The 13,468-nt window shown below is 59.8% G+C and carries 20 protein-coding genes; 13 read left to right on the forward strand and 7 right to left on the reverse strand.

From position 1 onward, the window contains the following. The first annotated feature begins 25 nt into the window (after positions 1–25). From AC1ROR_RS03660 to AC1ROR_RS03675, 4 genes are all read left to right on the forward strand, one after another. Positions 26–637 (forward strand): GNAT family N-acetyltransferase, encoded by a 612-nt coding sequence (locus AC1ROR_RS03660; protein ID WP_498588618.1) that lies wholly within the window; start codon positions 26–28, stop codon positions 635–637. Between the two features lie 148 nt (positions 638–785). Continuing rightward, positions 786–1,430: a TetR/AcrR family transcriptional regulator gene (locus AC1ROR_RS03665; RefSeq protein ID WP_498588619.1), complete on the forward strand. Its 645-nt coding sequence runs from the start codon at positions 786–788 to the stop codon at positions 1,428–1,430. Between the two features lie 253 nt (positions 1,431–1,683). Next, the gene (locus AC1ROR_RS03670; RefSeq protein ID WP_498589191.1) at positions 1,684–1,845 is read left to right on the forward strand and encodes a hypothetical protein; all 162 of its coding nucleotides are present in this window, start codon (positions 1,684–1,686) and stop codon (positions 1,843–1,845) included. Further along, a complete protein-coding gene (locus AC1ROR_RS03675) occupies positions 1,842–2,159 on the forward strand; it encodes a DUF6105 family protein (protein WP_498588620.1) in 318 nt (105 codons plus the stop codon). The genes AC1ROR_RS03670 and AC1ROR_RS03675 overlap by 4 nt, the downstream gene beginning before the upstream one ends. Here AC1ROR_RS03675 and ruvX read toward each other — a convergent pair. Continuing rightward, entirely contained in the window at positions 2,111–2,590 is a 480-nt protein-coding gene (gene ruvX, locus AC1ROR_RS03680) for a Holliday junction resolvase RuvX (RefSeq protein ID WP_080834213.1), read from the reverse strand. The two genes, AC1ROR_RS03675 and ruvX, sit on opposite strands and share 49 nt — an antisense overlap. An 11-nt stretch (positions 2,591–2,601) precedes the next feature. Continuing rightward, positions 2,602–2,904, reverse strand: a complete 303-nt coding sequence (locus AC1ROR_RS03685; RefSeq protein ID WP_035217595.1) for a zinc ribbon domain-containing protein YjdM — start codon at positions 2,902–2,904, stop codon at positions 2,602–2,604. Positions 2,905–2,986: 82 nt separating this feature from the next. On the opposite strand from AC1ROR_RS03685, the gene AC1ROR_RS03690 reads away from it, so the two are divergent. The 3 genes from AC1ROR_RS03690 (at position 2,987) to gatA (ending at position 5,641) form a co-directional block, all read left to right on the forward strand. Further along, complete coding sequence (locus tag AC1ROR_RS03690) at positions 2,987–3,691, forward strand: metal-dependent hydrolase (protein WP_035217592.1); 705 nt, start codon at positions 2,987–2,989, stop codon at positions 3,689–3,691. 127 nt (positions 3,692–3,818) lie between these two features. After that, positions 3,819–4,106, forward strand: coding sequence for an Asp-tRNA(Asn)/Glu-tRNA(Gln) amidotransferase subunit GatC (gene gatC, locus AC1ROR_RS03695; protein WP_003496362.1), 288 nt, complete (start codon positions 3,819–3,821; stop codon positions 4,104–4,106). Between the two features lie 53 nt (positions 4,107–4,159). After that, positions 4,160–5,641, forward strand: a complete 1,482-nt coding sequence (gene gatA / locus AC1ROR_RS03700; RefSeq protein WP_080834215.1) for an Asp-tRNA(Asn)/Glu-tRNA(Gln) amidotransferase subunit GatA — start codon at positions 4,160–4,162, stop codon at positions 5,639–5,641. Positions 5,642–5,699: 58 nt separating this feature from the next. Here the strand turns inward: gatA and AC1ROR_RS03705 are convergent, their stop codons facing one another. Further along, positions 5,700–5,957 (reverse strand): YjhX family toxin, encoded by a 258-nt coding sequence (locus tag AC1ROR_RS03705; protein WP_003521470.1) that lies wholly within the window; start codon positions 5,955–5,957, stop codon positions 5,700–5,702. 317 nt (positions 5,958–6,274) lie between these two features. On the opposite strand from AC1ROR_RS03705, the gene AC1ROR_RS03710 reads away from it, so the two are divergent. Beyond that, positions 6,275–6,784, forward strand: a complete 510-nt coding sequence (locus tag AC1ROR_RS03710) for a GNAT family N-acetyltransferase (protein ID WP_498588621.1) — start codon at positions 6,275–6,277, stop codon at positions 6,782–6,784. On the opposite strand, the gene AC1ROR_RS03715 is transcribed toward AC1ROR_RS03710, so the two are convergent. Next, positions 6,781–7,098 (reverse strand): DUF1294 domain-containing protein, encoded by a 318-nt coding sequence (locus tag AC1ROR_RS03715; protein WP_498588622.1) that lies wholly within the window; start codon positions 7,096–7,098, stop codon positions 6,781–6,783. The two genes, AC1ROR_RS03710 and AC1ROR_RS03715, sit on opposite strands and share 4 nt — an antisense overlap. A 151-nt stretch (positions 7,099–7,249) precedes the next feature. Between AC1ROR_RS03715 and gatB the strand changes: the two genes are divergently transcribed. The 5 genes from gatB (at position 7,250) to AC1ROR_RS03740 (ending at position 10,975) form a co-directional block, all read left to right on the forward strand. Beyond that, entirely contained in the window at positions 7,250–8,755 is a 1,506-nt protein-coding gene (gene gatB / locus AC1ROR_RS03720; RefSeq protein ID WP_080834218.1) for an Asp-tRNA(Asn)/Glu-tRNA(Gln) amidotransferase subunit GatB, read from the forward strand. A 174-nt stretch (positions 8,756–8,929) separates the two neighbouring features. Continuing rightward, complete coding sequence (locus AC1ROR_RS03725) at positions 8,930–9,427, forward strand: GNAT family N-acetyltransferase (RefSeq protein ID WP_035217585.1); 498 nt, start codon at positions 8,930–8,932, stop codon at positions 9,425–9,427. Beyond that, positions 9,424–9,897: a GNAT family N-acetyltransferase gene (locus tag AC1ROR_RS03730; protein ID WP_080834220.1), complete on the forward strand. Its 474-nt coding sequence runs from the start codon at positions 9,424–9,426 to the stop codon at positions 9,895–9,897. Before AC1ROR_RS03725 ends, AC1ROR_RS03730 begins: the two co-directional genes overlap by 4 nt. Before the next feature lie 109 nt (positions 9,898–10,006). After that, positions 10,007–10,405 (forward strand): NADH:ubiquinone oxidoreductase subunit NDUFA12, encoded by a 399-nt coding sequence (locus tag AC1ROR_RS03735; RefSeq protein ID WP_003521463.1) that lies wholly within the window; start codon positions 10,007–10,009, stop codon positions 10,403–10,405. 132 nt (positions 10,406–10,537) lie between these two features. Then, positions 10,538–10,975 carry a DUF2155 domain-containing protein gene (locus AC1ROR_RS03740; protein ID WP_082184171.1) on the forward strand — a complete coding sequence of 146 codons (438 nt, stop codon included), beginning with the start codon at positions 10,538–10,540 and terminating at the stop codon, positions 10,973–10,975. Between the two features lie 15 nt (positions 10,976–10,990). On the opposite strand, the gene aat is transcribed toward AC1ROR_RS03740, so the two are convergent. The 3 genes from aat to accB are packed head-to-tail and all read right to left on the reverse strand — an operon-like array spanning position 10,991 to position 13,459. Next, positions 10,991–11,605 (reverse strand): leucyl/phenylalanyl-tRNA--protein transferase, encoded by a 615-nt coding sequence (aat, locus tag AC1ROR_RS03745; protein ID WP_142172023.1) that lies wholly within the window; start codon positions 11,603–11,605, stop codon positions 10,991–10,993. 6 nt (positions 11,606–11,611) lie between these two features. Further along, on the reverse strand, positions 11,612–12,958 hold the full coding sequence (gene accC / locus AC1ROR_RS03750) for an acetyl-CoA carboxylase biotin carboxylase subunit (protein ID WP_059752741.1): 1,347 nt from the start codon (positions 12,956–12,958) through the stop codon (positions 11,612–11,614). Positions 12,959–12,970: 12 nt separating this feature from the next. Further along, positions 12,971–13,459 carry an acetyl-CoA carboxylase biotin carboxyl carrier protein gene (accB, locus tag AC1ROR_RS03755; RefSeq protein ID WP_082184173.1) on the reverse strand — a complete coding sequence of 163 codons (489 nt, stop codon included), beginning with the start codon at positions 13,457–13,459 and terminating at the stop codon, positions 12,971–12,973. Positions 13,460–13,468 lie beyond the last annotated feature (9 nt).

The raw sequence follows: 13,468 nt of genomic DNA on the forward strand, positions 1-13,468 counted from the left end.
GCGCGGTAATGGAAGGCGGCTGCAGATGCTGACCTTTCGTTCCGCCCGTCTGGAAGATGAGGACGCACTTTACGCCATAAGTCTTGCAACCGGTGACGCCGGCGAAGACGCGACGCCGCTTTATCGTGACGGCCGCATGGTGGGCCATATCTATTCCGTGCCTTACCTGCATATTTGGCCCGATGCCGTTTTTGTGGCGGAGGACGAGGAGGGTGTCTGCGGTTACATCGCCGGAGCGCTCGATACGGCCTTGCATGACGAGCGGCTGGAGCAGGAATGGTGGCCGCATCTGCGCGCCCTTTATCCCGACCCCGGCGGCGACCCGCAGACATGGGACGCCGACCAGCGCCGGGCCTATTTCATCCACCACCCACGTCGCTCGCCGACCTGGCTCACGGATCCGTTTCCGGCCCATATCCACATGAACCTTCTGCCGCGCACGCAGGGCAAGGGCGGCGGCACGCGGCTTTTGTCGCGCTGGCTGGATATGGCAAGGCAAAACAACGTCTACGGCATTCACCTCGGTGCCAGCGAACGCAACAATGCGGGTATGCGCTTTTGGGAAACACGCGGCTTCAAACGTCTTGAAAGCCACGAAACACCCGGCACCGTTTGGTTCGGCATGGCGCTGGAGTGATATCTCTGCCGTGAATTTCGGAGACAACAGCCTTCGATTTCCACTCATCCACAGGAACCTTCTCCCCAACTGCGCCGCCGCATTGTCCTTGTCTTCATGCTTTGTTAACCCCTTGAGTCAGGCCTTTTTAAAAGACGGGTAGGGAAGCATGCTGGCGACCGCAGAGGCAATTTCAGCCGACAGACCGGAAAAGCGCGTCAAGGATCGCGCCGCAACCGAGAAGGTGATTTTTAATGCGGCGCGATCGCTGCTGGCGGAAGAGGGTTTTCAGGGTTTCGGCATTAACGCGGTCGCCCGTCGCGCCGGCTGTGACAAGCAACTCATCTATCGTTATTTCGGCGGTCTGGACGGCCTGATCGAGGCGATCGGCGAGGACCTCGGCTCCTGGGTGAAGGACCGTATTCCCGAAGACACCGGCGGCATGTTTCTTCTCACCTATGGCGATCTCATGGAAAAGCTGGCGCTTTATTTCATGGATGCGCTGCGCAGCGATCCTCTCGTCTGCAAGATCATCGCCTGGGAAGTGTCGGATGGTTCGCCGCAGGTGAGGCAGCTTGCCGAAGCCCGCGCCAAATCGCTTGGCAAATGGCTGGAGCGCATGCGCGGTTCGCTGGCGGCGCCGAAGGGTGTGGACACTGCCGCCGTCAACGCCGTGTTGTTCGCCGCCATCCAGCACCTCGTCATTTCCGCAGCAACCAGCGGCCAGTTTGCCGGCGTGCCGCTTAAATCCGACCGCGACTGGGACAAGATCGTCACCGCCGTCAAAAGGCTGGTGCGCGGCGTTTACGGCTAAGCCGCTTCAGGAGGGCGGGAATATGTCCTGCACTTGAAGGCTGGCGTGGGACCAGGGGAAAATCAGCCGTGTTTTCACCGGCGGGCAACCGTTCGGCGGCGCTGTCCTTTGACTTGGCCGCACGCTTGTCCACAGACCATCCGTCCGTGTTAACCATAATCACAGCTTTTATTTGCGTCGTCACAGCAGCCGGTCCAGTGTGAATTAACGAAGTGTTAACCATGCGCAATGATTGCGCATAAGGGAGCCGCAAGTGAGCCGCTGGACAGCTTTGGGCGTCATGATGACGTTTTTTGTGATGCTGCCGTTGGATATCGACGCGCCGGCGTTGAACCTTTGCCTGATGGCTCTGGTGCGCTGGGCGGTGCTTGCCGGCGTCCCCGACACGATGTTTGCGCGGGGGCAGACGGCATGAAGTGGTTTCTGATCCTCTGGGCAGGCCCCGTCGCATTGCTGGGCAGCTGGTACTGGCTTTCCTACTACGACATGAGCTTCGGTTTTTATATGCTGACGCGCGAGACCCATGATCTGGTATTCCAGATCTACGGCAATATTCTCGGCCTGCCGCCGGAAAGCCTGCCGCCGCTCGTTGCGCGCGCCATAGCGGTCGATAGCCTCATCGTTTTTGCGATTGTCGCATTCCGCAGGAGAAAGCAGATCGCCAATTGGTGGCGGGGCCGTCAGTCGGCCGCGCGGGCAAGTGCCGAAAGCCTGTCGAGCGCGCCCTGAAGAATGAAACTCGCTGCCGCCGAATCGATGCGTTCGGCCCGTTTGGCGCGTGAGACATCCATTTCCAGGAGTGCACGCTCGGCCGCGACCGTAGAAAGCCGTTCATCCCAGAAAATGAAGGGCAGTGCAGTCTTCTCACCCATGGTGCGCACGAAAGCGCGTGTTGCCTGCACACGTGGCCCGGCTGAGCCGTCCATGTTCATTGGCAGGCCGATGATGAAGGCGGCGACCTTCTCCTTTTCGGCAAAGGCCAGCAGCACTTCGGCGTCCTGCGTGAATTTCACCCGCTTGATAACGGGACGCGGCGTTGCAAAGCGCCGCGACAGGTCCGACATGGCAAGCCCGATGGTTTTCGTGCCAAGGTCGAGACCGGCAATAGCCTGCGCGGGCTGAAGCGTTTCCGCAAGTTCCTCGATGGTGAGTATCGCCATGGCGCGCTGCCCTATCGTTTGCGGACGAATTCGGTGCGCAGCACCAGACCCTTGACGGCCTCATGCCTGCAATCGATCTCTTCCGGATTGTCGGTCAGACGGATGGATTTGATCACGGTGCCCTGCTTGATGACCGTGCTGGTGCCCTTGACCTTCAGATCCTTGATCAATGTCACGGAATCGCCATCTGCAAGGAGATTACCTGCGGCATCGCGGACTTCATTTGCGCGCGATGCTTCGGCGGCCAGTTCGGAAGCGGGCCGCCATTCGCCGGTCGCTTCGTCATACACGTATTCGTCATCATTCGCGGCCATTGTCGCCTCTCTGAAATACCGGTAGTGCGGTTGTAAGGCCGTCCTATGTCACACTATGTCGGCAACACGAAGGAGAAAGTTCATGAAAATCACCTGGCTCGGCCATTCCGCCTTCCGCCTCGAAAATGGTGGCGCGAAGATCCTCATCGATCCGTTTTTCACCGGCAATCCCGGTTTTGCCGGGCAGGACGGGAAGGCGGCTGCCGAAGGTATCACCCATATTCTCCTCACTCACGGCCATGGCGACCATGTGGGCGATACCGTCCAGCTTGCCCGCGAGACGGGCGCGACGGTTCTTGCCAATGCCGATCTCGCCGCCTGGCTTTCGACCAAGGGTGTGGCAAAGGTCGATATGGGCAATACTGGCGGCACAGTGCATTTCGACGGCTTTTCCGCCACCTTCACCAATGCGCTGCATTCCTCGGCGCAGATCACCGAGGATGGCGTCTCGCATTCGCTTGGCAACGCCAATGGCCTGATGCTGCATTTTGAAGATGGCCCGACCGTCTACCACATGGGCGATACGGACATCTTTTCCGACATGAAACTCATCAACGAATTGCATCAGCCGGATATCGGCCTGGTGCCGATCGGCGACCGTTTCACGATGGGTGGCGCCGTGGCGGCGCTGGCGTGTCAGCGTTTCTTCAAGTTCGAAAATGTAATCCCCTGCCACTATGGCACCTTCCCGATCATCGACCAGACCCCGGATAAGTTCGTGGCAGGCATGGAAGGATCGGAAGCGCGCGTCCACACGCCCAAGCCGGGCGATGCGCTGTCCTTCTGACCTTTCGCTTTTACGCATGTCGTGACGGCAAAACCGTTACACAGTTTGATGCGACATGCTTTCTACCGTTGCGAATGGCGGACATGGTGATTATAGCGGGTAGGAAAATTCTGACCGGAGTAGAACCATGTCCGTCGATCTCGCCACCGTAAAGCGCGTTGCGCGCCTTGCCCGTATCGCAGTCAGCGAAGAAGAAGCACAGAATATGCTCGGCCAGCTGAACGGCATTCTCGGTTTCGTCGAGCAGCTTTCGGAAGTGAATGTCGACGGCGTCGAGCCGATGACCTCGGTGACCCCGGTGGAGATGAAAAAGCGTGCCGACGTGGTGACTGACGGCAACAAGGCGGAAGACATTGTCGCCAATGCGCCTGCGACCGACCGGGACTTCTTCATGGTCCCGAAAGTGGTCGAATAAGCGACCGCCTCCGCCGCCCGATTTTTCCAAGATTTCGAAAGCCGTTGCCGACCATGACCGACCTGACGAGCCTGACCATTGCCGAAGCCCGCGAAAAGCTGAAGGCCAAAGAATTTTCCGCCCTCGAGCTGACCGACGCCTATCTCTCCGCCATCGATGCGGCGAACGGCGCGCTGAACGCCTATGTCGCCTTGACGCCTGAAAAGGCGCGCGACATGGCGAAAGCCTCCGACGACCGCATCGCCGCCGGCAAGGCTGGCGAGTTGGAAGGCGTTCCGCTTGGCGTGAAGGACCTATTCGCCACCCGTGACGTGCACACGCAGGCGTGTTCGCACGTTCTCGACGGCTTCAAGCCGAAATATGAATCCACCGTCACCCAGAACCTCTGGGATCAGGGCGCCGTCATGCTCGGCAAGCTCAACATGGACGAATTCGCCATGGGCTCGTCCAATGAAAGCTCCTGGTATGGCCCGGCCATCAACCCGTGGCGCGCCAATGGTTCCGACCAGAAGCTGGTGCCCGGTGGCTCCTCCGGCGGTTCGGCCGCAGCCGTGGCCGCGCATCTGTGCGCCGGCGCCACCGCGACCGACACCGGCGGCTCCATCCGCCAGCCGGCGGCCTTTACCGGCACCGTCGGCATCAAGCCCACCTATGGCCGCTGTTCGCGCTTCGGCATCGTCGCTTATGCTTCCTCGCTCGATCAGGCAGGCCCGATTGCCCGTGACGTGCGTGATGCCGCGATCCTGCTGAAGACCATGGCGAGCGTCGACGCCAAGGATACGACCTCCGTCGACCTGCCGGTGCCGGATTACGAAAAGGCCATCGGTCAGTCGCTCAAGGGCCTGAAGATCGGTATTCCGAAGGAATATCGCGTTGACGGCATGCCTGAAGAAATCGAAAAGCTCTGGGCCAAGGGCGTCGAGTGGCTGCGCGATGCCGGTGCTGAGGTCGTCGATATCTCGTTGCCGCACACCAAATACGCGCTGCCTGCTTACTACATCGTTGCGCCTGCGGAAGCCTCGTCCAACCTTGCCCGTTATGACGGCGTCCGTTACGGCCTGCGCGTCGACGGCAAGGACATTGCCGACATGTACGAAAAGAGCCGCGCCGCCGGTTTCGGCAAGGAAGTGCAGCGCCGCATCATGGTTGGCACCTATGTGCTGTCCGCCGGTTATTATGACGCCTATTACCTGAAGGCGCAGAAGGTCCGCACCCTCATCAAGCGCGATTTCGAAAACGTCTTCCACGAAGGCGTCGACGCCATTCTGGCGCCGATCACCCCGTCTTCCGCCTTCGCAGTCGGTGACGAGGAACTCGCTTCCGATCCGGTGAAAATGTACCTGCAGGACGTTTTCACCATCACCGTCAACATGGCCGGCCTTCCGGGCCTCTCGGTTCCGGCCGGCCTCGACGGCAAGGGTCTTCCGCTCGGCCTTCAGCTCATCGGTAAGCCCTTTGAGGAAGAAACGCTGTTCAAGACGGCGCATGCCATCGAGCAGGCAGCCGGCAAGTTCACGCCCACCAAGTGGTGGTGAGTGGATTCACCAAGCTCTCTACACGAACGGGCGGCATCAAATGCCGCCCGTTTGTTTTTCATCGATTGTCCAGCTCACCCCGCACCAGTTCCAGACCGCGCGTCGTGATGCGGTAAGGCTTGCCGCCGGAAGAAGCGATGGCTCTCTTCCGTTTCAGTTTGCGGAAGGTGAGGAGATCGAGGCCGCTGAAAATCCAGCCGTCACGCGTATAGAGCGCGAGTTTTTCGATTTTGTGGGCGTCGTCTCGTACGAGTTCAATTCTGCCGCCCTGGGCGAGCAGGTGCAGAATGCGCTGTTCGGCGCGGGAAATGTCCATTTTTTGGAAGTCCGGTCGGCGTCATATAGACGCGTGAAAGCAAATCCGGGTGCCGTTAAGGCATCCGGCTCGGTTTCAGCATGGCCCGGCGCGCAAGAAACTTGCGGGCAGGGCCTTTACCGGGACTCCGATTGAGCGAACATAAAAACTCCTGACTTGCGCCTTTTGGTTAGCGGGCGAAGCCGTTGCGGTCAAGTCCGGCGTTTTCGCATCCTCCGCCGCGCGGGCGGTCGCATGGATCGAGATTGCGTCTCAGGGCTGCACTGGCAGAATCGCGCTACCGGTGCTTTACTTCCTCCAGCCATGGAGGGCGCGGTTTGATCGTCATTCGCAATGCGTATGAACAGGAAGCGGAGGTTCTGGCGGCCATTGGCCTCAGGGCATGGCGACAGGCAACCGCGGCTCTCGGCATCACCCCGACCCTTTACGACAATGCAGCCAGCGCCTTTTCCAATTTTACCCGCTCGTCATGGTTGGCGATCAGGGTGGCGGTGTTTGGCGGCTCGGTTGCGGGTTGGGCGGCGCGGGAGCATTTCGACGAGACGATTTCCGATTTCTGGATCGATCCTGATTTTCATCGCAGAGGTGTCGGCAGCCACCTGCTGGGCGATGTCGAAAGGCTGATAGAGGACAGGGGTTTCGAGACCATCCGGCTTGAAACCCACGCCCAGAATGAGCCGGCCGTCGCCTTTTTCCGCCACCATGGCTACAGCGTCCGCTGGCTCTCCGTCTCCTATGCGCCGAAGCTCGATCGCGAGGTGCAATCGGTAGGCCTGCAGAAGCAATTGGCCGAGGTCGAGAGCGGTCTTTATGGGCCGGCTTTCTAAGATAGAGTTTGCAGAGCGCCCACCAGCCGCATCGGCCAGTCCGGCATGATGGCGAGCGATGCGACAAGGCCTAGCTGCAATATCACGATCGATATCAGAATGCTGCGGAAGGGCTCCTTGCGCGTTTTATGCCGCAGCAGCCGTTGTGCCGAGATTGCGCCCAGGCTGCCGCCAATCAGCGCAAGCGATAACAGCGTACTTTCCCGGATGCGCCATCCGCCATTCCTCGCCGCTTCCTTGTCCCGCCAATAGACAAGAAAGACGAAAAGATTGAAGGCAATATAGGTCGTGAAACAGAGAGCGATCGTCACCATGACGTGAATTGAAGCCGGGAAATGTAAAAAACGCGTATCCTGTATTGGCGAAAATCCCGGGCCTGGCGTGAGAGGGCGCAACATGTCTTGCGCCCGCGCGCCATTTGTTCTACCCACCAAGGCCAAAGAACCCGTATATCGTGAGCTTCAGATGACCCTTGTAGACGTGCGCACCCCCGACCCGAAACGCTTCATTCCCGGCGCCACCGGCGATTGGGAAATCGTGATCGGCATGGAGGTGCATGCGCAGGTTCTCTCCAATTCGAAGCTATTTTCCGGCGCTTCTACCACCTTCGGCAATGCGCCGAACTCCAACGTATCGCTGGTTGACGCGGCCATGCCCGGCATGTTGCCCGTCATCAACGAGGAATGCGTCCGGCAGGCGGTTCGCACCGGCCTTGGCCTGAAGGCGCAGATCAACAATCGTTCGATCTTTGATCGCAAGAACTACTTCTATCCGGATTTGCCGCAGGGCTACCAGATTTCGCAATTCAAGGACCCGATCGTCGGCGAGGGCACCATCACCATTTCGCTCGGTCCGGACCGCCAGGGCAATTTCGAGGATATCGAAATCGGCATCGAACGCCTGCATCTGGAACAGGACGCCGGCAAGTCCATGCATGACCAGCACCCGACCATGTCCTTCGTGGACCTCAACCGTTCGGGCGTGGCGCTGATGGAAATCGTCTCCAAGCCGGACATGCGCTCGTCGGATGAGGCCAAGGCCTATCTCACCAAGCTGCGTTCCATCGTGCGTTACCTCGGCACCTGCGACGGCAATATGGATGAAGGCTCGATGCGCGCCGACGTCAACGTCTCCGTGCGCCGTCCGGGCGAAGGTTTCGGCACGCGTTGCGAAATCAAGAACGTCAACTCCATCCGCTTCGTCGGCCAGGCCATCGAATATGAGGCTCGCCGCCAGATCGCCATTCTGGAAGATGGCGGCGTCATCGATCAGGAAACCCGCCTGTTCGATCCCGGCAAGGGCGAGACGCGGTCCATGCGCTCCAAGGAAGATGCGCATGATTACCGTTATTTCCCCGATCCGGACCTCTTGCCGCTCGAATTCGACGATGCCTTCGTGGAAGCACTGAAGGTCGATCTGCCGGAACTGCCTGACGACAAGAAGGCGCGTTTCGTGGCCGATCTTGGTCTGTCGGTCTATGACGCCTCGATCCTCGTGTCGGAAAAGGCGATTGCCGATTATTACGAAGCTGTGGCCGCCGGTCGCGATGCAAAGGCCGCCGCCAACTGGGTCATCAACGACCTGCTCGGCGCGCTCAACAAATTTGGCAAGGATATCGAGACGACGCCGGTTTCGCCCGAACAGCTCGGCGGTATCATCGATCTCATCAAGGCCGAGACCATTTCCGGCAAGATCGCCAAGGACCTGTTCGAAATCGTCTGGAACGAAGGCGGCAATCCTGCCGAAATCGTCGAGACGCGCGGCATGAAGCAGGTGACGGATACCGGCGCCATCGAAAAGGCCGTGGACGAGATCATCGCCGCCAACCCGGATCAGGTCGAGAAGGTGAAGGCAAAGCCGACGCTCGCCGGCTGGTTCGTCGGTCAGGTCATGAAGGCGACGGGCGGCAAGGCCAACCCGCAGGCGGTGCAGGCGCTGGTGAAGGCCAAGCTCGGTATCGAGGAAGAGTGATAAGGAAGCATGCCTCTTGCACGGCGTCATGGTCGGGCTTGACCCGACCATCCACGGCCTGCGGATGCATGGATCCTCGGCTCTTGGGCCGAGGATGACGTTGAGTATCGAAATTCGACATCACTTCTGCCGGGATCAACGCCCGGCATTTCTGTTTCAAGACGGAGCCAGATCATGTTTTTCATCCGCACGGCAAGCCAGCGCGATATCGAACCCGTCCGGGCGTTGCTCGCCACGACATGGCATGCGACCTATGACGCCATCTACGGCGCGGACAAGGTGAATGAGCTGATTGCCGCTTGGCATTCGCCACAGGCCATGAAGGACCGTATCGAAAAAAAGGGCGGCGAGTTTCTGGTGGCCGATGACGGCAAGCGGATTGGCGGCATGGCCTATGGCTCCATGTCCACCAAAATGGCGAAGACGGCCCTGCTACACCAGCTCTATGTCGCGCCCGACCTTCAGCGGCAGGGCGTCGGCCGCGATCTCTTCGCCGAACTCGAAACCTGCTTTCCGGATGCGGAAATCATGCGTCTTGAAGTCGAGCCTAAAAATACTGTCGCAATCGCCTTTTATGAAGGCGTCGGATTTGTCGAGGTTGACCGAATCGAGCGCATGGCGGGCATCGAGGGGTTGCCTGGCATTGTTATGGAAAAGAGCCTGACCCGATGAATGAGACATTGCAGAAGCTGATCATCCGCACGGCGCGCGAAGACGATCTTCCCGCACTCGCCGCCATTTTTGCCGCTGACGAGATCGGCGGCCACGGGGATACGGCGGAAGAATCGGCGCAGCCGGACTATCTCGCCGCTTTCCGTGCCATCGAAGCGTCGCCGAGCGAAACGCTCTATGTGGCGGAACTGGATGGCGAGGTGGTCGGCACCTTCCAGACGGCGATCCTGACCAAGCTCGTCGGGCGAGGGGCGAAGTCCATGCTGATCGAAGCGGTGCAGACCCGCGCCGACATGCGCGGTCGCGGCATCGGCGCGGTGATGATCAATCATTGCCTGGAAGAAGCCCGCCGTCAGGGCCTGAACGCTGCGCAACTGACGTCCAACATGGCCCGGCTGGATGCGCATCGCTTTTATGAGCGGCTGGGTTTCGAGAAGCGGCATTTAGGCTTCAGGATGAAGCTGAAATAGCGCGGATATATCTCGAAATGCTGGACAATTGCCGTGAGGGGCGGCATAAGCATGTCTTGTGCCGTGCACGGAAAATCGCTGCGGCGCATTCAAGCCCGAGGAACGTAGAATGAAGACTCTCCTGACGCAAATCTTCACCTGGTGGAACGGCCAGACGATCGGAACGCGGTTTCATACCTGGCGTTTCGGCAAGAAGGTAGGACAGGACGAGTTGGGCAATACCTATTACGAAGGCGGCACAACCTCCTGGGGCATGCCGCGCCGCTGGGTGATCTATAACGGTTATGCCGAAGCGTCGGCCATTCCGCCCGGCTGGCATGGCTGGATGCATTACCGCACCGACGTGCCGCCGAGCCAGGAAAGCTACGTTGCGCGCGACTGGCAGAAGCCGCATCAGCCGAACCTCACCGGTTCGTCCAAGGCCTACCGTCCTCAGGGATCGTTGGCCGTGGCTGGCGAGCGCCCGCGCGTGACCGGCGACTACGACGCCTGGACACCCGGCAACTAAGCATCTTGTGATGCGCGGTGTTGTGCAAAACACCGCGCTTGCATCCGGCCTCACCGGTTTTTGCCACATTCCGCCCTTAGGCGTTGATCCGGTCGGCAGTTCGACACAGGCAAATATTTGGAGACATATCGTATGAGGAAAATCACGCGGGATCGTTCTTTGCGTGCGCTGACAGTCTCGCTGTTTGCAGCGGTCTCTGCTGTCATCCTCATTTCGCCCGTCTCCGCCGCCCGTCTCGAAAACCGCGTGGCGGTGTTTTCCGGCATCGACAAGATCACCGGCCGCATCACTTCCTTCGATGTCTATATCGATGAGACCGTGCAGTTCGGCGCGCTTCAGGTGACGCCGAAAGTCTGTTATTCCCGAGACCAGACCGAAACCCAGAAGATCGACGCCTTCATCGAGGTGGATGAGATCACCCTGGATCGCAAGATTAAGCGGATTTTCACGGGCTGGATGTTCGCCGACAGCCCCGGCCTTAACGCCGTTGAACACCCGATCTACGACGTGTGGCTGACGGGCTGCAAGCAGGAATCGGACGTTCCTGCTCCCTCAACGGCAAGCAAATAACCTAACGTAAAGTCTTCAGAATTGCAGGCTGGGCCGGTTGACGGCAAGGTCGAGCATTTTCGCATAATCCTGCTTCGGCACGTCGATTGCGCCGAATGTCTTGAGATGCTCTGTCGTGAATTGCGTATCGAGCAGTACGAAGCCGCTCGCTCTCAGCCGCTCCACTAGATGCACGAGGCAGATCTTCGAGGCGTTGGTGCGGCGGGAAAACATGCTTTCGCCGAAGAAGGCGGCCCCGAGCGAGACACCGTAAAGACCGCCGACAAGCTCCTTGCCTTCCCAGGCCTCGACGCTGTGGGCATGGCCGATCTGGTGCAGTTCGGTATAAAGCCTGCGAATGGTGGTGTTGATCCAGGTGCTCGGCCTGTCCGGCGCTTCCGCTGCACATCCGGCCATGACAGCTTCGAAGGCGGTGTTGAAGCGTATCTCGAACGGCTTCTTGCGCATCGCCTTGGCGAGGCTTTTGGAAATGTGAAAATCATTGAGCGGGATGATGCCCCGCATTTCCGGCTCGACCCAGAAAAGCTCCGGATCATCGGCCGAATCGGCCATGGGAAACAGGCCGGCGGAATAGGCGCGCAGCAGAATATCGACCGTTATGCCGTTATTTCTGCTGCGCCGCCCAGCCATATCGTCTTAGTGAGACGCGTCACCGGCCAGATATTTTTCCAGCCAGTGAATGTCGTAATCGCCGTTCAGAATATCCTCATTCTGGAGAAGATCCTGGAAAAGCGGCAGCGTGGTCTTGATGCCGTCGACGACGAATTCGTCGAGCGCCCGACGCAGGCGGCGGATGCATTCGTCACGGTCGCGGCCGTGGACGATCAGCTTGCCGATCATGCTGTCGTAATAGGGCGGGATTTTGTAGCCCTGATAGGCGCCCGAATCGACGCGCACGCCAAGGCCGCCCGGCGTGTGGAAATAGGTCAGCGTGCCCGGGGAGGGAACGAAGGTGCGCGGGTCTTCGGCATTGATACGGCATTCGATGGCATGGCCATGGAATTCGATATCCGCCTGTGTGACCGACAGGCCCTGGCCCGAAGCGACCCTGATCTGTTCCTGCACGAGATCCATGCCGGTGATGGCTTCCGTCACCGGATGCTCCACCTGCAGACGGGTGTTCATTTCGATGAAATAGAACTCGCCGTTTTCATAGAGGAACTCGATGGTACCGGCGCCGCGATATTTCAGCTTGCGCATGGCGCTCGCGCAGATCTCGCCGATCTTCATGCGCTGTTCGACTGTCAGTGCCGGCGAATTGGCTTCTTCCAGCACCTTCTGGTGACGGCGCTGGAGCGAGCAATCGCGTTCGCCGAGGTGAACGGCATTGCCTTCGCCATCGCCGAAAACCTGCACTTCGATATGGCGCGGTTTACCGAGGTATTTTTCCATGTAGACGGCGTCGTTGCCGAAGGCTGCCGCCGCTTCGGAACGGGCAGTCGCTACTGCCTCTTCCAGATCGGCTTCGGTCTTGGCCACCTTCATGCCGCGGCCGCCACCGCCTGCCGTCGCCTTGATGAGGACCGGGAAGCCGATCGTCCGGGCGATTTCGAGCGCGTTTTCAGGCTTCACTTCGCCATCGGAGCCGGGAACCACGGGAATGCCGAGTTCCTGCGCCGTCTGCTTGGCGGTGATCTTGTCGCCCATGATGCGGATATGTTCGGCGGTCGGTCCGATGAAGGTGATGCCGTGCGCGTCGAGAATATCGGCGAACTTGGCATTTTCCGACAGGAAGCCGTAACCGGGGTGAACGGCGTCCGCACCGGTGATTTCGCAGGCCGCAACGATCTGGTGGATGTTGAGGTAGCTGTCACGCGAGGGCGGCGGGCCGATGCACACGCTTTCGTCGGCAAGGCGCACATGCATGGCGTCCGCGTCGGCCGTGGAATGCACGGCCACCGTCGGAATGCCAAGCTCCTTGGCGGCGCGCAGGACACGTAGCGCGATCTCGCCGCGGTTGGCTATGAGGATCTTCGAAACCATGCTGAACCGCCTTTATTCGATGACCACGAGGGCTTCGCCATACTCCACGGGCTGAGCGTCGTTGACGACGATTTCCACGACCTTGCCGGACTTGGGAGCCGGGATCTGGTTCATGGTCTTCATGGCTTCGACGATGAGGATGGTCTGGCCTTCCTTGACGGTTGCACCCACTTCGATGAAGGGACGTGCGCCCGGGGCAGGCGACAGATAGACCGTACCGACCATCGGCGAGGACACGGTATTGGCCGGGTTGCGGGCAGGCGCTGCGGAGGCAGCAGGCGCTGCGGGCGCGGCAACTGCGGGAGCAGCAGCGGGCGCTGCTGCCGGTACTGCGTAGGGGGCGGGCGCCGCGGCATAGACCGTGGCGGGCGGAGCGGCGCGGGAAACGCGGATGCGCAGGTCGTCCTGCTCCACTTCGATTTCCGAAAGGTCGGTATCATTGAGGATATTCGCGAGCTCGCGGATCAGTTCCTTGTCGATACCCTGTTTCTTTTCAGACATGACAAACCC

The sequence above is a fragment of the Agrobacterium sp. GW821-FHT14E08 genome (assembly GCF_058803865.1).